The sequence below is a fragment of the Nesterenkonia sp. YGD6 genome (genome assembly GCF_022565895.1).
Lineage (GTDB): Bacteria > Actinomycetota > Actinomycetes > Actinomycetales > Micrococcaceae > Nesterenkonia.
In genome coordinates, this window is sequence record NZ_JAJOYY010000006.1 from 147,449 (window position 1) to 167,382 (window position 19,934).

Here is a 19,934-nt window from a genome sequence, read left to right on the forward strand (position 1 = left end):
GGCAGATTTCCAGGTAATCTCCAGCTGCGGCGGGGCGAGGACGCTAGAATATTCAGGGACTCGTCCCTCATGAGATCGGCCGGACGGCCGTGACCTGCGGGGACAGACGATGAGACATCCACCCGAGCACCGATAGGAGTGCGGTCACACATGTCCAACCCGATCTTCAACACCGGTGCCTTCCCTGACCAGTTCAGCGAGAAGAAGCGCGAGCGGCGCCGGTTCTATATGAATGACCAGGGCGGCGTGACCGAGCAGTCGCGCCAGCAGAGCCCCGCGCAGGGCCAGCCCTTCGCCGCCCAGTACGGCATGCCCGGCCAGCAGGCCTCGGCCGCCGGGGCGGATCAGCTGAACCGCCAGTACAACCTGCCCGATGCCGCCGGCTCCCAGGGCGCGGCGATGACCTATGACGATGTCATCCGCAAGACCGTCACCAGCTTCGCCGTCGTGCTGCTCGGCGCGGCCGGCGCCGTCGCCCTCGGCATGGTCATGCCGGGTGCGATCATGGGGCTGGCACTGATCGCGGCGCTGGCCGGCTTCGGCCTCGGCCTGGTCAACGCCTTCAAGAAGGAGCCGAACCCGGCCCTGATCCTGGCCTACTCCGCCACCCAGGGCTTCTTCCTCGGTGCCTTCACCATGGTCATGGAAATGATGTTCCCCGGCATCGCCGTGCAGGCAGTGCTGGCCACCCTGGCGGTCTTCGGCACCGTCCTGGCGCTGTTCAAGTCCGGCAAGGTCCGCGCGACTCCGAAGCTGAACAAGATGTTCTTCGTCGCGATCATCGCCTACGCCGTGTTCTCGCTGATGAACTTCGGTCTGGTCATGTTCACCGATATGGGTATGTTCGGCCTGCGCTCAGGCTGGATGGGCATCGCCATCGGCGCCTTCGCCATCCTCCTGGCCACCTACTCCCTGGTCATGGACTTCACCAATATCCAGGAAGGCGTGGAGGCCGGCGTGTCACAGAAGTACGGCTGGGCCGCCGCCTTCGGCCTCACCGTCTCCCTGGTGTGGCTCTACATCGAGATCCTGCGCGTGATCGCGATCATACGTTCGATGGCGGATTGATCACGCTCCGAACTGAGAGCTCAGCGCCGGTGAGCACGCCGGTCGGCTGAGACCGTGCAGACCACGACGGGTCCGCCCGATGCTCGCGAGCATCAGGCGGGCCCGTCGTCGATTCACCCCCTTGTTGCCATGGCAGGATGTAGCAATGAACACTGTCGAGAAGCTCGAGCTGATGGAAGAGGACGTCCCTCCCCGGATGGCCGAGGAACAGCGGATCCAGGAAGACGTCCCATGGGGCATCCGGATCGCCGCCGCCTGGTCCTGGCGCGTCATCATCATCCTGCTCTTCGCGGGCGTGATGATCTGGCTGCTCAGCCACATCTCGCTGCTGCTGATCCCGCTGCTCGTGGCCGCCCTGCTGGCCACCCTGCTGCGCCCGCTGCAGAACGTCTTCGTCAAGTGGAAGTTCCCGCGCGTGGTTGCGGCGATCACCACGCTGCTGGTGCTCATCGGCTTCGTGGCGGGACTGCTCTACCTGGTCGGCCAGCAGCTGGTCACCGGCTTCGCCGAGATGGCCACGCAGGTCCAGGAAGGCCTCTTCGAGCTGGTCACCCTCGCCGAGGACACCGCCGCCCGCTTCGGCATCGAGATCTCTGCCGACCAGATCAATCAGGGGCTCGAAGAAGGCCTCGCCTATCTGCAGGAGAACTCTGACGCGATCCTCGGCGGAGCCATGGCGCTGGGCTCCACCGCGGGCAACCTCGTCGTCGGACTGATCCTCGCACTGTTCACCCTGATCTTCTTCCTGGCCGATGGCCGCAAGATCTGGGACTTCCTGGTGTTCTTCGCCCCCGGCAAGCACCGCCCCGCCATCCACGGCGCAGGCCGTCGCGGCTGGACCGCGCTGGGCTCCTACATGCGCGTCCAGGTCTTCGTGGCCGGAGTCGACGCGGTGGGCATCGGCGTCGGCGCGGCCCTGCTGGGAGTGCCGCTCGCGCTGCCGGTGGCCGTGCTGGTCTTCCTGGGCTCCTTCATCCCGATCGTCGGTGCCGTGGTCACCGGCGCCGTTGCCGTCATCCTTGCCCTGGTGGCCAATGGGCTGGGCAATGCGCTGCTGATGGTCGGCGTGGTCCTGCTGGTCCAGCAGATCGAATCCAACATCCTGCAGCCCATCGTGATGGGCAAGGCGGTGCGGCTGCACCCGCTGGCGGTGATCCTCGCCGTGACCGCCGGCACCACCCTGCTGGGCATCGTCGGCGCACTCTTCGCCGTGCCGGTCCTGGCCTTCATCACCCGGGCCGCGCGGTACCTGGTGAAGGAGGAATGGCGCTCAGACCCCGAGGCCAAGGCCATGGAGAAGCTGGAGAAGGAAGAAGCCGTCAAGCGCGCTGCTCAGAAGGAGGTGCAGGAGGCCGAGGAACAGGCCTCGCTGGCGAACATCACCCGCCGGTTCAAGCAGACGATCCCCGGCCTGGACCCCGAGAGGCGCGGATTCGGACGCCGCGTCGACGCCGCGGAAGGGCAGCCGAACCGCACCGAGACGCACACCGCGGCCGGCACCCGTCCACACCCCGATGCCGACTCCGAGGACGCTGGCCACGGCACTGCCGCTCAGACCCGGACCGACACCCATCCAGATGATGAGGGCAAGCGAGAATGACACAGATCCAGCACGGCGCAGAGGCAGTCGCGCGCCCAGGCGCGCACCTGAGCGTCCAGCTCGAAGACATCCAGGCCGCCCAGGAGCTGCTCGCCGACATCATCGTGCGCACTCCCATGGAGCACTCGCGCGCACTGGGGCGCATGGTGGACGCCACCGTGCACCTGAAGGCCGAGAACCTGCAGCGCGCCGGCTCGTTCAAGGTGCGCGGCGCCTACGTGCGCATGGCGCGACTCTCCGAGGAGGAGAAGTCCCGCGGCGTCGTCGCGGCGTCGGCCGGCAACCACGCCCAAGGCGTGGCGCTGGCTGCCAAGAAGCTGGGCATCACCGCGAAGATCTACATGCCGCACGGGGTGGCCCTGCCCAAGCTCGCGGCCACCCGGGACCACGGGGCCGAGGTCATCCTGCACGGCTCCAATGTCGATGAGGCCCTCGCCGAGGCGCAGCGGAATTCGGACGAGACCGGCTCGGTCTTCATCCACCCCTTCAACAACACCGACGTCGTCGCCGGTCAGGGAACCATCGGCCTGGAGATCCTGGAGCAGGAGCCCGCGGTCGACACCGTCATCATGGGCATCGGCGGCGGCGGGCTGCTGGCCGGCTCCGCCGTGGCGATCAAGCAGCAGGCCGCCCGGCTGGGCCGCGAGGTCAAGATCATCGGCGTCCAGGCCGAGAACGCGGCTGCGTATCCACCGTCGCTCGCCGCCGACGCGCTGGTCCCGATCAAGGGGGTGCGCACCATCGCCGACGGCATCGCCGTGGGCCGGCCGGGGGAGATCCCGTTCGAGATCATCAAGGAGCTCGTCGACGAGGTCGTCACGGTCAGCGAGGACGCGATCGCCCGCGCGCTGATCTTCCTGCTGGAGCGTTCCAAGATGGTCGTGGAGCCCGCAGGCGCGGTGCCCGTCGCGGCTCTGATGGAGGGCAAGCTCGCCGACCTGGGGATCAGGCCCAAGAACGTCGTCGCCGTGCTCTCCGGGGGCAACATCGACCCGATGCTGATGCTGCGCGTGATCCAGCACGGCCTCTCCGCCGCGAACCGGTTCCTCACCGTGAAGCTGATGCTCAAGGATCTTCCGGGTGAGCTCGCCACGATCTCCCAGATCATCGCCGACGCCGACGCGAACGTCACCGGGGTGGACCACAGCCGGATCGGTGGGGCGCTGTCCATGGGGGAGGTCTCCATCGTGATCAATATGGAGACCAAGGGCGCCGAGCACTCTGAGCGGGTGCTCAACCGGCTGCGCGCCCAGGGCTACGAACCGATGGTCCCGCAGCACTGAGCAGGCCCCGCAGCTGGGCACTCCAGCGGCGCTGGGATGCTCCCCAAGCACCGAGCACCTCCCAGACACGACGACGGCCCCCTCCCAGTGGAGGGGGCCGTCGTCGTCGTGCTGCGGGGTGCGGCTCTCAGCCGCCGAAGGGCTCGGCGGAGAGGATCTCCACCGGGATGTCCTTGCCGTTGGGTGCGGCGTAGCTGAGCTTGTCTCCCGGCTTGGCGCCGTTGATCGCCTCGCCGATGGGGGAGCGCTCGGAGTAGACCTCCAGGTCGGTGTCTCCGGCGATCTCGCGGTTGCCGAAGAGGAACTTCATCGTGTTGCCGGCGATCTTGGCCTCCACGAGCATCCCGGGCACCACGGTGTCGCCGGTGGGAGCATCGCCGACATAGGCGTTCTCCAGCAGGTCCTTGAGGTAGCGGATGCGCGCCTCGGCCTTGCCCTGCTCCTCCTTCGCGGCGTGGTAGCCGCCGTTCTCCTTGAGGTCGCCCTCTTCGCGAGCAGACTCGATGCGGTCAACGATCTCCTGGCGACCGGGTCCGCTGAGGTGCTTGAGCTCGCCCTTCAGCCGATCGTAGGCCTCCTGGGTCAGCCACTGAGCGTTCTCGTCGATCTCGGGGGTGTTCGTTGACACGGTTCAGCTCTCCTTATTCATGCAAAGACCCCGCCGTTGGACGGCATGCGTTCTGGCCCTTGAGCCCGGGACATGCCTCGGCGGGGTGTTGATGCGTTCCCCACATGCTAGTGGGGGTGCTCCGGATTCTCAATCAGGACCGTGGCTATTGATCGGAACTGGCCTCAGCTTCCGCGACAGGGGCGGGAAGGAAGCCCGCTTCGCTGAAGGCTGAACGGGCGCGTTCACCGGCAAGGATGCCGAAGAACTCATTCGCCGCGCCGGAGTTCTCGGGGTCTGTGAGCACCCCGGCCCAGACCTGGGTGGTGCTCTGCTGGAACTGCGGGATCTCGAAGGTCTGCAGCGGGACGTCCTGGGCCAGTACGTCGGTGACATACGCCAGGGCGGCGTCGCTGCTGCCCTCGGTGAGGTTCTGCAGCGCGCTGTCCGGCTCTGCGGAGAAGCCTGCGCGGGCCACGTGGAACTCCTCGTCGGTCAGATCCAGGTCGAAGGTGCCGGAGAGGTCGGTGATCTGTTCGGTGCAGGGAGCATCTCCGGCGCAGGTGCTCACCCTCAGGTCAGCGGCGCGCGCGGCGAAGTCGTCGAAGTCCAGGATCTCGAAGGGATTCTCCGCCGTGGCGACCAGCACCAGTCGGTTGCTCGCCAGTGGAATCGGATCACCCTCGATGCTCCCGTCCTGGGTGAGTGCCAGCATCTGGTCCCGCGAGGCGGTCAGGACCAGGTCGGCGTCGTGGCCAGACTCGATCGCGCGCTCGAGCGCGTCGCTGCCGAGGTACTCGACCTGGGCGGAGACTCCGCTCTGCCGGTCATGAAGATCAGAGCGCAGCGCGTCGAGTGCGGGGGCCGTGGAGGGTGCCGCCAGCACGGTCACGCTGCGATTTTCACCTGCGGAGACTCCGGTGGCAGGGCCGCAGGCGCTGAGTACGAATGCCGCGACGAAGCAGAGCAGGAGCACGAGCGCGATCACGCCGCGGAGTCGGAAGAAGAGAGAATCGGGTTTCATGGACAGGCTCCCCTGAGAAAAGGGTGTGGAGCCCGTCTGCTAGAGCTCTGTGTGTGATGCGGGTGCTGCGGCGGTCAGTCGACGTCCCAGCAGGAGTCCACCACTCCGGTGACTCCGCGGGACTCCGTCCGCACATCAGTGCGGTAATACTCGCTGCGATCCCCTGGGCTCGATCCCTCGTGCGGACCGATGGTGATGACCCGGGCGCCGACAACTGCGTAGCTGTTGTCCAGCACATGGATCATGCACTGAACAGTAGCATCCTGGTCTTTTGACACTTCGAAGTCCACCGAGGCTTCGGTGTCCGAGATGATCGTGTACCCGACGTCGTTATGGGTGAGCTGACCGACCGCATTGCCCACCGTGAAATAGACGATGGCTCCGAAGGCCAGCACCAGGGCGCCGATGATCATCCAGCGCTGGGATCTCGCGGACGCGCTGCGCCTCGGGGTGCCGTACCTGGACTGAAGCTCAGTGGAGGCAGCGGCGTCGGTGGTGCTGGACTCAGTCATCAGGACTATTCTAGGTGCTTATGCAGAGCTCACACCGCACCCTCTCGAAGAAGTCCCCACCGGCCGCCTCCACCGCCGCATCGGTTCAGCCGAATTCCCGGGCCGGCCGCGCGGGCGGCGCACACCATGGCGCCGGTGCCAGCACCGACGTCGGGGGCGGTGTCGGCACCGAGGTTGCGGCGGCGCTCGCCGGCGCCAAGGCGCAGAGCCTTCCGAGATCCTCAGGCCTGCGCATGCTGGCCGTGCACGCCCACCCCGATGACGAGTCCTCCAAGGGTGCCGCCATGATGGCGGCCTACGCGGCTGCCGGTGCTCAAGTCATGGTGGCCACGGCGACCGGGGGTGAGCAGGGCGATCTGCTGAACCCGGCCGCGGGGGAGATCCTGCAGACCCACCGCGACCTCCCCGGGGTGCGCCGGATGGAGATGGCCGAGGCTGCCGCGGCGCTGAACATCTCCCATGTCTGGCTGGGCTTCGCCGATTCCGGGCTGCCCGAAGGTGACCCCACGCCGCCGCTTCCCTTCGGGAGCTTCGCGACGCTGCCGCTGGAGCAGGCCACGGCCCCGCTGGTGCGCCTGGTCCGCCGATTCAAGCCCCACGTGATCCTTTCCTATGACGAGGTCGGCGGCTACCCGCACCCGGACCACATCATGAGTCACAAGATCACGGTGGAGGCCTACCGGGATGCCGGCGATCCCACCAGGTACCAGGGCCTCGGTGAGGCCTGGGAGCCGCAGAAGCTCTATTACGACCGGGCCTTCAACCCCGGCCGGTTCGAGGCGATCCACAAGGCCCTGCTGGAGGCCGGGCACAAGTCCCCCTATGAGGATCGACTGCTGCGCTTCCGTGACGGGTCGATCCCATGGATGACCGAGCACGAGGTGACCACCCAGATCCCGGTGGGCACCTTCCTGGAGCACCGCGACCGCGCCCTGCGCGCCCACCGCACCCAGGTGGAGCCCGACGGGTTCTTCTTCGCGACTCCCAACGACTTCCTGCGCGAGGTCTGGCCCTATGACGACTACGTGCTGGTCGACTCCCGGGTGAAGACCGAGCTGCCGGAATACGATCTCTTCAGCGGCCTGCGCTGAAGACTTGGTGCGGTGCCGGATTTCTACAACGCGTAGACTTGAGTCGATGGCCGCCGTCGGCGGCTGCCGAAAAAGCCCGGTCCGTCAGGACTGACGACGTTCAAAGGCAGAGACACCTGTGGTTCTAATTCCCTCGGTCAACAACCCGTGGCCAGGTGGGGGCGGCGGTGACGCTCCCGAGCTTCGCCCTGGGCTGGAAGAGGCCGACATCACCCCGGGGATCGAAGGCTTCCTCTTCACCGCGCTGGTCGTGGTGCTGCTCATCGTGGTGGTCCGGGACCTGGTCAAGCGCATGCGCCGGATGAAGTACCGGGCGCAGGTGGAGGCCGAGTACGGCGAGGACGAGGCCGAGTTCCCCGGAGAGATCACCGAAGCCGAGATCTCAGCGGCCCAGCAGCGCTCCCGCGACGCCGCCGCCGAAGCCCGCTTCGGCCCAAGCCCCACGACTCCGGCCCCGCCCGCCGAGAACGAACCCCACCCACCCTCCCGCTGAGCCGGGTCCCCTCCTGCGTCGAGCGGCGGATTCTACGTGGATCTGAGACCGGGAACCCACTGAACTCCTCGCAGAATTCGCCCCTCAACGCATGGGTGGGGTGTCCTACACTGGCGCCATGGTGACAACTCTCCCTCACGGATCCTGGCCATCGAGCATCTCCGCGGAACAGCTCGCAGTAGGCGGCAACCGCCTGGGCTCCCCGCAGTGGGTGGGGGAGCAGCTCTGGTGGACCGAGGCGCTCGCCGCCGAGGGTGGCCGGCAGACCATCGTCCGGACCGACGCAGATCCACTCAGCGCCGCTCGGACCCACGACGACGCGGCCCGCCCGACCCAGCTGATGCACCCGCACACCGTGACGGTGCTTCCGGCGCCGTTCAATGCGCGGTCACGGGTCCACGAATACGGCGGCTCCTCCTGGATCGCACTGACCGCTGGGACCCCCGCCGCGACCGCACCGCCAGAGGGCGCCCGGCCGGATCAGGGGGCCTCCGGGGCGCCGCTGGTGCTGTTCGTGAACTTCACCGACCAGCGGGTCTACGCCTTCGTCGAGGGTGGGACTCCGCAGCCGATCAGCCCGGTGGGCCCCGAGGTCGCCTCTGCAGGCGGGCCCTCGCTGCGCTGGGCCCAGCCCACGGCGGTCTCCCTCGCCGACGGCACCGTGGAGGTGTGGTGGGTCTGTGAGGAACACCTCGACGGCGACGACGCCACGGGCGCCCCGCTCGTGGAGCGCTCGATCGCCGCCCTCCCGCTGGACGGCTCAGCCGCCGAGGACCAGCGCGCGCTGCGACGAGTCACGCCTGCCTCGCGCTTCGTCGCTCACCCGCAGCTCTCACCTGACGGGACTCAGCTCGCCTGGATCTCCTGGGAGCACCCGCAGATGCCGTGGGACGGCACCGCGCTGCACGTGGGCCGCGTCGCCGGCGGGATCGTGGTCGACGATCACGTCCTCGACGGCGGCCCCGAGGTCTCGGTGCTGCAGCCGCAGTGGCGCCGTGACGGCGAACTCATCTACCTCAGCGACCGCTCCGGATGGTGGAACCCCTGGACCGTGCAGACCGTGGAGACCGGGCCCCAGACCGGGCAGACCGGGCAGACCGGGCCCCAGACCGATACCCAGACTCGTACCAAGGGTGGGCCCGCAGCGATCGAGACGCCGCGCCAGCTGCTGGTCGATGAGCAGGAGTATGCCGGGCCGCTGTGGCAGCTGGGCCAGCGCTGGGTCACCCTGATCGACGCTGACCACGCATTGTGCATCCACGGGACCGCCACGGACTCGCTGGGCGTGCTCGACCTGCGTGCCGGCACCGTGGTGCCCCTGGAGCTGCCGCACACCAGCATCGCCGGGGTGAGCCTGCGCCAGGACGGTGCGCTCGCGATCCACGGTGCGTCGACCACCGAGTTCTCCGCGATCAGCGTCGGCCCGCTCGTCGTCAGCGACGGACGATGGCGGGTCGACCGTCCCGGCGTCGTCCGGTCCTCCCGTGATGACGCCCCGGACCCGGCGCTGCTGCCGGCCCCGGAGCCGATCACGGTGCAGGACGACTCCGGGCAGGAGATCCACGCGGTGCTCTACCGGCCGCGCCAGGTTGGCTTCGCCGCTCCGGCGGGGGAGCTGCCCCCGTTCATCGCACAGGTGCACGGCGGACCCACCGGCCAGGCCGCCGTCGGACTCTCGCTCGCGATCGCCTATTACACCTCGCGCGGGATCGGGGTGGTCGACATCAACTATGGCGGTTCCACCGGGTTCGGTCGGGCCTACCGCGACCGGCTCAAGGGCCGATGGGGCGTGGTGGATGTGGCGGACACCGTCGCGGTGATGGAGCACCTGGTCGCCGAGGGCATCGCCGACCCCCGAAGGCTGGGGATCGAGGGCGGCAGCGCCGGCGGATGGACCACCCTGGCGTGTCTGACCCGCACCGAGACCTTCGCCGCGGGGGTCTCGAGCTTCGGCGTCGCCGACCTGGTGGCGCTGGCCGAGGACACCCATGACTTTGAGTCCCGTTATCTGGACGGGCTCGTGGGCCCCTACCCGGAGGCCGCAGAGATCTACCGCGAGCGGGCACCGCTGAACCACGTGGACTCGCTGAGCTGCCCGGTGCTGCTGCTCCAGGGTGACGAGGACCCGATCGTTCCGCCGAACCAGGCCGAGATGTTCCGCGACGCCCTCGCCGCGAAGTCCATTCCGCACGCCTATCTGCTCTTCGCCGGAGAGCAGCACGGCTTCCGCAAGGCGGAGAACATCATCACCAGCTTCGAGGCCTCGTTGAGCTTCTACGGACAGATCTTCAGCTTCGAGCCGGAGGGGATCCCGCACCTTGAGCTGAGCCGCTGACGTGTCCCTGCCGCGTTGAGGGGCGGATTCTCCGAGCGGTTGAGCGGGTTCGAGGCATCAGATGCCCGGAATTTCCGCCCCTCAACGCGGGAGCAGGCGCTCGACGCCGGGTCGCGGGTGCGCAAGACTGGACGGATGGGACACCGCCTCGCCGAAAGCTCCTCGCTGTACCTCCGATCCCACGCGGAGAATCCCGTGGACTGGTACCCGTGGGGAGCCGAAGCCTTCGCCGAGGCGCGCCGCCGGGACGTCCCGGTCTTCGTCTCCATCGGCTATGCGGCCTGTCACTGGTGCCACGTGATGGCGCGCGAGTCCTTCGCGGACCCTGCGCTCGCCGAGACGCTGAATGAGCGCTTCGTCGCGATCAAGGTGGACCGCGAGGAGCACCCGGATGTCGATGACACCTATATGGCCGCCACCCAGGCGATGACCGGGCAGGGCGGCTGGCCGATGAGCGTCTTCACCCTCCCCGATGCGCGGGTCTTCCACGCCGGCACCTATTTCCCACCCCGACGGGTCGGACAGGTCCCGTCCTTCGCCGAAGTCCTCGACGCCGTCCATGCGGCCTGGACCGAACGCCGCGCGGAGGTCGAGACCTCGGCGGGCAAGATCGCCGAGTCCCTCGGCATTCAGCGTCGACAGCAGGCAGGACTGGCCACCATGGTCCACACCCAGGACGACGACGGCGTGCCCGGTGCGCACGCGACCATGGAGCCTGCAGAGCTCGACGGACTGGTCGCAGCCGCCCTGGCGGTGCTCAGCGAGCAGGAGGACCTGGTCCACGGCGGGTTCGGGTCCGCGCCGAAGTTCCCACCCTCCCCGCTGCTGGGCTTCCTGCTCGAGGAGTCCGCATGGGACCCCGGCTCCGTCGCCGCAGGAATGGCGCTTCGCACGCTGGAGACCCTCGGCCGCTCGGCGCTGTTCGACCAGGTCGAAGGCGGCTTCGCGCGCTACGCCACCGATCTCGCCTGGGCGCTGCCGCATTTCGAGAAGATGCTCTGCGACAACGCCCAGCTCATCGGGCACTATGCCCGGCTCAGCGTGCACCCCGCGGCCGATGCCACACAGCGTGCACGTGCCGAGCGCCAGGCCCGGCTCAGCCTGGACTGGCTCACCGAACGGATGCTGCTTCCGGACTCAGGGCTGCTCGCCTCCTCCCTCGACGCCGACACCGTGGATGCCCATGGTCGGCATGCCGAGGGCGCCGCCTACCTGTTCTCCGACGCCGAGCTGCTCGACGCCGCCGGGGCTGCCGGCCTGGGGGAGGAGCAGGGGCAGCAGCTGGTGGCGCTGAACCGCGGCGTGCCCGCCGATGAGCAGGCGATCACGCAGGGCGCCCCGCTGGACATCACCGCGCAGACTCCGCGCACCCTGCACTTCGATGAGCCGCTGACCCGGGCCCAGACGCAGCTGTGGGAACAGGTCGCACCGGAGCTGCGCCGTCGTCGTGCGCTGCGGGATCAGCCGGCGCGGGATGAGAAGGTCGTCGCGGCCTGGAATGCGCAGGCGATCTCCTCGATGGCCACGGCAGCCGCACTCTGGGACGATTCCGCACTGCTGGGGCGGGCCGAGGCCCTCGCCGAACAGCTCTGGCGCACCCATGTGACGCTCGAACCCGCCAGCGACGCCGGCGACGACACCAGCGACGACACCAGCGACGACGCCAGCGACGACGTCGGCCGGGCGCGCGTCCGGCGGATCTCCTATGCCGGAGTCCCCGCCGCCGAGCTGGGCGGACTTGCCGATCACGCGCATCTCGCCGTGGCCTGCTTCCAGCTCGGCTCCGCCGGCGCGGACGCCGCATGGGTCCGCCGCGGAGCCGCCGTGCTGCGCCAGATTCTGCAGAACTTCGTGCGCCGGACGGACGGCGAGATCCAGCTGCTGGAGAGCCCGGACACCACGGGCCTGCTCGCCGCCGCTCAGCAGGGGCCGCTGTTCGCCACCCCGCTGGATGGGCCTGAGCCCAGCAGCGTCGCCGCACTGGCCCAGGCGCTGCAGATGGCGGAGGCGCTGGAGCTGCTCGGGGCCGAGGATCTCAGGCCTGGCCTGATCCTGCAGCATGTGAAGCTCGCTGCGTCCAAGGCGCCCACGGTGATCGGAGCATCCTTGCTGGTCGCTCGGCGCGCCGGACGGCGGTCACCGGCCCTCCGGTTCCTCGCCGGCACCGCCGAAGACCTGGCCCAGGTGCGTCGGGCGGGCGCGCTGCACGGGGTGCCGGTGGAACCGGTGGCTGTCGAGGCGGTGGGCACGGAGACCCCGCTGCGCCTGAGCGTGTGCCTGAACTCCGTAGGCACCATGATCTGCCTGCCCCCGGTGGGCTCGGTGGATCAGGCCCTGGCCGCGCTTGACGGGTGACCGCTCAGTCCAGCAGCGCCAGCATGATCGCGATGTAGTGGCAGATGAACCCGATCAGCGTGCAGGCGTGGAAGAGCTCGTGGAACCCGAACCAGTGCAGCGAGATGTTCGGCCGCTTGAGCGCGTAGAAGACCGCGCCCACGATGTAGAACACCCCGCCGACGCAGATCAGCGTGGCCGCGGCGACGTCGGCGGCGAAGAAGTCCCCGAGGAACACCAGCGCCGCCAGGCCCAGGATGATGTAGACCGGGGTGTAGAGCCAGCGCGGAGCGTCGGTCCACAACACCCGGAAGGCCACCCCGCCCAGGGCTCCGATCCAGACCGCCACGAGCAGGATCAGGTCGCGGGGCTCCGGAAGCAGCGCGAGGGTCAGCGGGGTGTAGGTGCCGGCGATGATCAGCATGATGTTGGTATGGTCCAGGCGCTTGAGCACTCGTGCGGTGCGCGGAGACCAGGTGCCCAGGTGATAGGTGGCCGAGACTGCGAAAAGCAGCAGCCCGGTGATGACATAGACCACCGAGGCGGCGCGCAGCGTGCCTGAGGGGGCCAGAGCGATGAGCACGATGCCGGCGATCAGGGCCAGCGGCACCATGCCAGCGTGCAGCCAGCCGCGCATCCGCGGCTTCAGCGGCATCTCGGAATCGAAGAGCCGCTCCGCAGGGGCGGTGCTGCGATCAGGAAGCTCGGTCTCATGCTTGTTCGGGGCCACGGCACCAGTGTAGAGCCACATGTGACCGCTCAGTAATATATTGTGGCGCACGCCGCACTCGGACGCGCACCACGCTCGGGCCCAGATCCCAGGGCCGTCCCTTAGGGTGGGAATGCATCCACCCAGCAGGAGGTCCAATGGGGCTGCGTTCCCTCGCCTACGCCGTCTATGAACGGCAGATCAGCCGCGCACTGCCGCAGGACCGGATCCCGCAGCATATCGGCGTGGTCGTGGACGGCAACCGGCGCTGGGCCAAGCTCGCCGGCACCCCCGCCGCCGACGGGCACCTGGCGGGCGCGAACAAGATCGTGGAGTTCATCGACTGGTGCGCCGAGCTGGGCGTGCCCACGGTGACCCTCTACATGCTCTCCACGGACAACATGAGCCGGTCCGCCGAAGAGCTGGACCAGCTCATGGAGATCATCGGCGACACTCTCGAGCGGCTGTGTGAATCCCGCCCCGGCGGACGCCCCGTGCGGGTCCACCCGGTCGGGCAGCCCGAGCTGCTGCCCGCGCCGCTGGCCGAGCGGCTGCGCTGCGTGGACGCCGAGCTTGCCCGCGCCGAGGAGGAGCCGGCCGTGCACGTGAACGTGGCGGTGGGCTACGGCGGGCGCCAGGAGATCGTGGATGCCGTCAAGGAGCTGCTCCGCGACGCCGAGTCCAAGGGCCGCAGCATCAGTGAGGTCGCCGAGCAGCTCACCCCGGGCTCGATCGCCGACCGGCTCTACACCCGCGGTCAGCCCGACCCTGATCTGATCATCCGCACCTCGGGTGAGCAGCGGCTCTCCGGATTCCTGATGTGGCAGTCGGCGTACTCGGAGTTCTACTTCTGCGAGGCGCTGTGGCCCGACTTCCGCCGCGTGGACTTCGTCCGCGCGCTGCGCGACTACGCACAGCGGCAACGACGCTTCGGAAACTGACCGCCACTTCCGTCCCGGCTTGAGCTGTTTACCCGTTCGTCACCCGGAACTCACCAGAACTACTGCCATGTAGTTCGATGCCGGAGTACGCTCTGAAGTGTCAGAACACTGACCGGAGAGGCCCGATCACGTATGCCGCAGGCGTCGCGTAGAAGGGGTCGGACCGGCCCCGCAGGGCCGAACCGACCACCCTTGCGAATCACAACGGGGACAGTTCAAGGTTCCGCCACGAGCCGGATGCGCCACCAGGCGCCTTCCACCAGGACTCGCGGGCGGGACCTTCTGTGTCTCCGGATATGGAGAAACCGTGGCCTCCTCACATGTGACCCCTGCAACCCCCGACGCCGTCAGCAGTGACGAGCTGGACTCAGCAATCGCCGGGGCGCTCGCCCAGCAGTCCTTCGTGCTCGACACCTCGGTGCTGCTCTCAGACCCCAAGGCATTCCTGAGGTTCGCCGAGCATGAGGTGATCCTCCCCGTCGTCGTCATCTCCGAGCTGGAGAAGAAGCGCCACGACGCCGAGCTGGGCTACTTCGCCCGATCGGCGCTGCGGCTGCTCGATGAGCTTCGCGTCAAACATGGGGCGCTGAACCGACCGATCCCGCTCAACGACCAGGGCGGGCAGCTGTTGATCGAGCTCAATCACATCTCGCTGGAGGTTCTCCCACATGGTTTCCGCGGCTCGGACAATGACGCGCGGATCCTTGCAGTGGCGAAGAACTTCGCCGATGAGGGCCGTGAGGTCACCGTGGTCTCCAAGGACCTGCCGATGCGGGTGAAGGCCTCCGCCATGGGGCTCGCGGCCGATGAGTACCGCAACGAATGGGTCACCGATTCGGGCTGGACCGGTCTGGCCGAGGTCAGCGCCAGCTCCGAACAGATATCCCAGCTCTACGACGGCGAGAAGATCGACCTCGAGGATGCCGAAGATCTGCCGGTGAACACCGGACTGGTGATCTCCTCCGACCGTGGCTCCGCGCTGGGAAGGGTCAAGCAGAACGCCGCCTCGCAGAAATACGTCCAGGTGGTCCGCGGAGACCGTGAGGTCTTCGGGCTGCATGGACGCTCCGCCGAACAGCGGCTGGCCATCGACATGTTGATGGATCCTGAGCTGGGCATCGTCTCGATGGGAGGTCGAGCCGGAACGGGGAAGTCCGCGCTGGCCCTCTGCGCCGGGCTCGAAGCCGTGCTGGAGCGCGGCGAGCACAAGAAGATCATCGTCTTCCGTCCGCTCTATGCCGTGGGCGGCCAGGAGCTGGGCTACCTGCCCGGCTCCGAGGCGGAGAAGATGAACCCCTGGGGCCAGGCGGTCTTCGACACGCTCGGCGCGCTGGTCTCGGAGAACGCGCTGGACGAGGTGATGCACCGCGGGCTGCTCGAGGTGCTGCCGCTGACCCATATCCGCGGGCGCTCGCTGCATGACGCCTGGGTGATCGTCGATGAGGCGCAGTCGCTGGAGAAGAACGTGCTGCTCACGGTGATGTCTCGGATGGGGCAGAACTCCAAGATCGTGCTCACCCACGACGTCGCCCAGCGCGACAACCTCCGGGTGGGCCGCCACGACGGGATCGCCGCGGTGGTGGAGATCCTCAAGGGCAACCCGCTCTTCGGCCACGTGACCCTGACCCGCTCGGAGCGCTCGCGGATCGCCGCGCTGGTCACCGAGCTGCTCGAAGACGCCTAGGGTCCGTGCGGCGGACCGGCTCCCGCCCGCTGCCGGTGGGCGGGAGCCGGTCTTCTGGCCCGGGGGGCTCCGTTCAGCGCCGGGCGGGCGACTTGGCGGCCCTCTCGCTGCGTGCGGACCGGGTGAAGATGAAGGCGACGGCGACGCCGGCCACCGCCCCTGCGAGGTGCCCGGACCAGGACACCCCGCCGGGGCTGATCGGTGTCATCCCGATGAGCATGCTCAACCCGTAGAGGAAGAGCACCGCCAGGGAGAACACCACCGCGAGGATCCGACGTGTGATGAATCCGAAGGCGACCAGGAAGGTCGCGAAGCCGTAGACGACTGCGGAGGCACCGATGTGCAGTCGGCCGCAGCCCACGCCCAACGGATCGTGGCAGATCCAGGGTGTGCCGCCGAGCCAGAGCAGCACCCCGGAGAGCAGCCAGATCACGGCCGTGATCCTCACGAACCGGCGGGTCAGCAGCGAGACCATGCCGCCGAGGACCAGCCAGGACATCGAGTTGCTCAGGATGTGTCCGAAGCTGCCGTGCAGCAGCGGCATGAACAGGATCCCGAGCAGTCCATCGGCGTCCCGGGCCTGCAGTCCGAACGCCCGATTGATCCAGTTCCCGGTGAAGACCATCACCAGATAGACCGCCCACATCCCCACCAGCGGCACGACGACGGGCAGGAAGGTCCGGCCGAAGGTGGACTTCAGGTCGGTGCTCAAGGATCCCCAGGAATCACCGGGTGCGCTGCCGATCGGATCGCCTGCTCCGGATCGCTGGAATGCTCTGCTCATCACTCCATGCTACGCAGAGCTCGGGTGTCGGCGTGCGCGGACGGTGGCCCCGAAACTGCTGGTGCCATACCATTGGCCAGAGGGGCCAACACTTAGTCCGAGCAACTATCAATATGTGGTGGCGTGACGGCCACTCCTAGGCGGGGATGTTGAAGGACGAACGCGCACACCAGACCCCCGAGGTCACGGCTGCGGCATGCGAACCTGTGATTCCAGGTCCGGAAGCCCACCATGAGGCAGTCCCAGCTGACGCGACCCACGATTCCCCGACGCCCCGGCCAGGCGGCTACTGGTATCAGGACTCCGGCCACGCGCCGAGCTCCGTGGATGTGCTGAACCTGCTGCGTCGATACCGCGAGTCGGAGCGGAAGATGCGCTCCCGCACCCGGGAGTCGATGAGCATGGGTGAGACCGATCTCCTTGCGCTGCGCTTCGTGCTGCGCGCCCAGTCCGCCGGGGAGCTGCTGCGCCAGCGCGATCTCGCCCAGGAGCTGGACATCAGCGCCGCCTCGGTCAGCGTGCTGGTGGATCGGCTGATCCGCTACGGATATGTCCGCCGCGTGCCCTTCCCCAGTGACCGTCGTTCGGTCGCGATCGAACCGACCATCGCCGGGGACCAGGAGGTCCGCGAGACGCTGAGCGAGATGCACCGCCGGATGATCGAGACTGTGGAGACGCTCACCGAAGCTGAACGCGCGGCGGTGACGAAGTTTCTCCTCGGACTGATCGCCAGCGTCGACTGATCTCCGCCGGCTCATATTGAGCCCGCTGGCTGCGCGTCACAGTCTCAGTCCCCGGAGATCGGTTACTAGACTGAACCTATGACCGAGAACACTGCTGAGACCGAATACCGTATCGAGCGCGACACCATGGGTGAGGTGAAGGTGCCCGCCCAGGCCCTGTATCGCGCGCAGACCCAACGCGCCGTGGAGAACTTCCCGATCTCGGGACGCACCTTGGAGCGCGCCCACATCGAAGCGCTGGCCCGCGTGAAGAAGGCCGCCGCTCGGGCGAACCAGGAGCTCGGGGTGCTCGACGCCGAGCTCGCCGAGGCGATCGTCCACGCCGCCGAGCTGGTCGAGGCCGGAGACCTCGACGAGCACTTCCCGATCGACGTGTTCCAGACCGGCTCCGGGACCTCCTCGAACATGAACACCAACGAGGTGCTGGCCACCCTGGCCAACCGCTACCTGGCAGAGAAGGGCTCGGACAAGGAAGTCCACCCCAACGACCACGTCAACGCCTCCCAGTCCTCCAACGACGTCTTCCCCACCTCCGTGCATGTGGCAGCCACCTCCGCGCTGGTCAACGACCTGCAGCCGGCGCTGGCGTACCTCGCCGAGGCGCTGGAGGCCAAGTCGGAAGAGTTCGCCTCCGTGGTGAAGTCCGGCCGCACCCACCTGATGGACGCCACCCCGGTGACCCTGGGCCAGGAGTTCGGCGGCTACGCCGCACAGGTGCGCTACGGCGTCGAGCGCATCGACTCGGCCCTGCCGCGCGTGGCCGAGGTGCCCCTGGGCGGGACCGCCGTGGGCACCGGGATCAACACCCCGCTGGGCTTCGCCGAGAAGGCCATCGCCAGCCTCGCGAAGGACACCGGCCTGCCGCTGACCGAGGCCCGGGACCACTTCGAGGCCCAGGCCAACCGGGACGGGCTGGTGGAGGCCTCCGGGCAGCTGCGCAACATCGCCTATTCCCTGATGAAGATCAACAACGACCTGCGCTGGATGGGGTCGGGCCCGAACACCGGCCTCGGCGAGATCGCGATCCCTGACCTGCAGCCCGGCTCCTCGATCATGCCCGGCAAGGTCAACCCGGTGATCTGCGAGTCCGCCATCCAGGTCTGCGCCCAGGTGATCGGCAACGACACCACCGTCGCGCTGTCCTCCACCAACGGCGCCTTCGAGCTCAACGTCGGCATCCCGGTGATGGCCGCGAACCTGCTGGAGTCGATCAGGCTGCTGAAGAACACCAGCTACGTGATGGCCGACAAGATGATCAAGGGCCTGACCGCCAATGAGGAGCGCGCCGCGTTCCTCGCCGCCGCGTCGCCGTCGGTGGTGACCCCGCTGAACAAGCACATCGGCTACGAGGCGGCCGCCGAGATCGCCAAGCACGCGGTGAAGAACAAGCTCACCGTGCGCGACGCCGTGATCGAGCTGGGCTACATCGAGCGCGGCGACCTCACCGAGGCGCAGCTCGATGAGTCCTTGGACCTGATGAGCATGACCCGCCCCGGCTGATCTGAGCTCTGCGCGCCCAACGCCACTCCTCCCCGCTGGTTGAGTTTTCCGGTACATACGTATCCACCGGAGAACTCAACCAGCGGGGAGTTTTGGTCTCAGCTGCGGAATCGTGCGGGGGCCTCGGTGTCCAGCGCCCAGTCGATGACCATCCGCTGGTCCTCGCTGATCGGCTCTGGCAGCGCGGAGACGGGGAACCAGCCGACCTCGACTGACTCATCATCATTGACCCGCGCCTGCCCCGAGATGGGCTCCATCTCCAGCACCGTGTCCAGGTACCGGCAGGCGTCCCCGTTCGGGTAGCGCACCAGCCCGGTGGCGAAGACTCCGGCCACCCGCACCGGACGGGCGACGACGCCGGTCTCCTCTTCGACCTCGCGGACCGCTCCGACGGCAGGATCCTCACCGGGATCGAGGATCCCCGAGGTCACGGTCCACGCACCGTTGTCGGCGCGGCGCACGAGCAGCACCTCGGTCTCGGCGGTGGAGGGTGCGGCAGGGGAGGGTGCGGCGGCCTCGCCACCCACCGCTCCCCGGCGGAGCACCACGCCGCGGGCCGCAGGGATCCAGAGCTCCTTCGTGCCGATGTCTTGACGCAGTTCCTTGATGAAGTCTGGGGTGGGCATGTCCTCAGCCTAGCGAGTGGTCGCCGCTGAGCATCAGGGCGATGGTGGTGCCCAGCAGCAGGAAGGGTCCGAAAGGCACCGCGGTCTTGGCCGTGCCGCGCCCGGAGAGCAACAGCGCTGCCGAGACCAGTCCGCCGAGCAGGAAGGACACGACGACGGCGGTCAGCACCGTGTCCCAGCCGAGGAACCCGGTGTAGAGGCCCAGCACCACGGCCAGCTTCACATCCCCCATGCCCAGCGCCGGGGGAGCGATCAGCCGCACGAGCAGGAAGAGCCCGCCCCAGGTCAGGGCGGCAGCCAGGGCGCGCAGCGCCGCAAGCGGATCGCCCAGCAGCAGTGCAGTCGGCAGCAGCAGCCCCACCACGAGCCCGGCCCAGGGATAGATGATACGGTTCGGAAGCCGGTGCTCGCGCAGATCGCTGAAGCTCAGCGCGATGGCACAGACCGCGAACACGACCCCGGCGATCAGCAGCAGCACACCCGCCAGGGCCCGGCCCGGCGCCCCGGAACTCAGCAGCTCGGTGATGAACGCGATCACGGTCCCACCCTAGGCGTCAGGGGCTCAGGAGGGAATGGGCATGACTATCTGGGGAAGATGCC

The 19,934-nt window shown here is 68.2% G+C and carries 18 protein-coding genes; 11 read left to right on the top strand and 7 right to left on the bottom strand.

All coding sequences use genetic code 11. The features are described 5' to 3' along the window. Positions 1 to 150: 150 nt before the first annotated feature. From LTI14_RS11245 to ilvA, 3 genes are all read left to right on the top strand, one after another. Positions 151 to 1,068, top strand: a complete 918-nt coding sequence (locus tag LTI14_RS11245; RefSeq protein ID WP_241465161.1) for a Bax inhibitor-1/YccA family protein — start codon at positions 151 to 153, stop codon at positions 1,066 to 1,068. Between the two features lie 145 nt (positions 1,069 to 1,213). Further along, positions 1,214 to 2,668: an AI-2E family transporter gene (locus tag LTI14_RS11250; RefSeq protein ID WP_241476559.1), complete on the top strand. Its 1,455-nt coding sequence runs from the start codon at positions 1,214 to 1,216 to the stop codon at positions 2,666 to 2,668. Then, entirely contained in the window at positions 2,665 to 3,951 is a 1,287-nt protein-coding gene (gene ilvA / locus LTI14_RS11255; protein ID WP_241465159.1) for a threonine ammonia-lyase, read from the top strand. The genes LTI14_RS11250 and ilvA overlap by 4 nt, the downstream gene beginning before the upstream one ends. Positions 3,952 to 4,078: 127 nt before the next feature. On the opposite strand, the gene greA is transcribed toward ilvA, so the two are convergent. The 3 genes from greA to LTI14_RS11270 form a co-directional block, all read right to left on the bottom strand. Then, positions 4,079 to 4,579 (bottom strand): transcription elongation factor GreA, encoded by a 501-nt coding sequence (gene greA, locus LTI14_RS11260; protein ID WP_241465158.1) that lies wholly within the window; start codon positions 4,577 to 4,579, stop codon positions 4,079 to 4,081. A gap of 145 nt (positions 4,580 to 4,724) precedes the next feature. Then, positions 4,725 to 5,582 carry a molybdate ABC transporter substrate-binding protein gene (locus tag LTI14_RS11265; protein WP_241470399.1) on the bottom strand — a complete coding sequence of 286 codons (858 nt, stop codon included), beginning with the start codon at positions 5,580 to 5,582 and terminating at the stop codon, positions 4,725 to 4,727. A 74-nt stretch (positions 5,583 to 5,656) separates the two neighbouring features. Further along, the gene (locus LTI14_RS11270) at positions 5,657 to 6,094 is read right to left on the bottom strand and encodes a DUF4307 domain-containing protein (RefSeq protein WP_241465156.1); all 438 of its coding nucleotides are present in this window, start codon (positions 6,092 to 6,094) and stop codon (positions 5,657 to 5,659) included. Between the two features lie 233 nt (positions 6,095 to 6,327). On the opposite strand from LTI14_RS11270, the gene mca reads away from it, so the two are divergent. The 4 genes from mca (at position 6,328) to LTI14_RS11290 (ending at position 12,368) form a co-directional block, all read left to right on the top strand. Next, the gene (gene mca, locus LTI14_RS11275) at positions 6,328 to 7,185 is read left to right on the top strand and encodes a mycothiol conjugate amidase Mca (protein ID WP_241465557.1); all 858 of its coding nucleotides are present in this window, start codon (positions 6,328 to 6,330) and stop codon (positions 7,183 to 7,185) included. Positions 7,186 to 7,303: 118 nt separating this feature from the next. Next, positions 7,304 to 7,678, top strand: coding sequence for a hypothetical protein (locus tag LTI14_RS11280; RefSeq protein WP_241465155.1), 375 nt, complete (start codon positions 7,304 to 7,306; stop codon positions 7,676 to 7,678). Positions 7,679 to 7,796: 118 nt separating this feature from the next. Then, positions 7,797 to 10,013 carry a dipeptidyl-peptidase 5 gene (locus LTI14_RS11285; RefSeq protein ID WP_241476561.1) on the top strand — a complete coding sequence of 739 codons (2,217 nt, stop codon included), beginning with the start codon at positions 7,797 to 7,799 and terminating at the stop codon, positions 10,011 to 10,013. A gap of 135 nt (positions 10,014 to 10,148) precedes the next feature. Next, positions 10,149 to 12,368, top strand: a complete 2,220-nt coding sequence (locus tag LTI14_RS11290) for a thioredoxin domain-containing protein (RefSeq protein WP_241476563.1) — start codon at positions 10,149 to 10,151, stop codon at positions 12,366 to 12,368. 4 nt (positions 12,369 to 12,372) lie between these two features. Here LTI14_RS11290 and trhA read toward each other — a convergent pair whose 3' ends face one another. Further along, positions 12,373 to 13,002 carry a PAQR family membrane homeostasis protein TrhA gene (gene trhA / locus LTI14_RS11295; protein WP_241476605.1) on the bottom strand — a complete coding sequence of 210 codons (630 nt, stop codon included), beginning with the start codon at positions 13,000 to 13,002 and terminating at the stop codon, positions 12,373 to 12,375. Between the two features lie 212 nt (positions 13,003 to 13,214). Here trhA and uppS point away from each other — a divergent pair, with 212 nt between their 5' ends. After that, positions 13,215 to 13,997 carry a polyprenyl diphosphate synthase gene (gene uppS / locus LTI14_RS11300; RefSeq protein ID WP_241465152.1) on the top strand — a complete coding sequence of 261 codons (783 nt, stop codon included), beginning with the start codon at positions 13,215 to 13,217 and terminating at the stop codon, positions 13,995 to 13,997. A 361-nt stretch (positions 13,998 to 14,358) separates the two neighbouring features. Next, the gene (locus tag LTI14_RS11305) at positions 14,359 to 15,681 is read left to right on the top strand and encodes a PhoH family protein (RefSeq protein WP_241465555.1); all 1,323 of its coding nucleotides are present in this window, start codon (positions 14,359 to 14,361) and stop codon (positions 15,679 to 15,681) included. Positions 15,682 to 15,754: 73 nt separating this feature from the next. Here the strand turns inward: LTI14_RS11305 and LTI14_RS11310 are convergent, their stop codons facing one another. After that, positions 15,755 to 16,465, bottom strand: a complete 711-nt coding sequence (locus tag LTI14_RS11310; RefSeq protein WP_241465151.1) for a rhomboid family intramembrane serine protease — start codon at positions 16,463 to 16,465, stop codon at positions 15,755 to 15,757. Between the two features lie 146 nt (positions 16,466 to 16,611). Here LTI14_RS11310 and LTI14_RS11315 point away from each other — a divergent pair, with 146 nt between their 5' ends. After that, positions 16,612 to 17,208, top strand: coding sequence for a MarR family winged helix-turn-helix transcriptional regulator (locus LTI14_RS11315; RefSeq protein WP_241476565.1), 597 nt, complete (start codon positions 16,612 to 16,614; stop codon positions 17,206 to 17,208). A gap of 78 nt (positions 17,209 to 17,286) precedes the next feature. Then, complete coding sequence (locus tag LTI14_RS11320; protein ID WP_241470394.1) at positions 17,287 to 18,708, top strand: class II fumarate hydratase; 1,422 nt, start codon at positions 17,287 to 17,289, stop codon at positions 18,706 to 18,708. Positions 18,709 to 18,806: 98 nt separating this feature from the next. On the opposite strand, the gene LTI14_RS11325 is transcribed toward LTI14_RS11320, so the two are convergent. Together LTI14_RS11325 and LTI14_RS11330 are read right to left on the bottom strand one after the other, a co-directional pair. Further along, a complete protein-coding gene (locus LTI14_RS11325; RefSeq protein WP_241465148.1) occupies positions 18,807 to 19,334 on the bottom strand; it encodes an NUDIX hydrolase in 528 nt (175 codons plus the stop codon). Between the two features lie 4 nt (positions 19,335 to 19,338). Beyond that, positions 19,339 to 19,872, bottom strand: coding sequence for a prepilin peptidase (locus LTI14_RS11330; protein ID WP_241476566.1), 534 nt, complete (start codon positions 19,870 to 19,872; stop codon positions 19,339 to 19,341). Between the last annotated feature and the right edge of the window lie 62 nt (positions 19,873 to 19,934).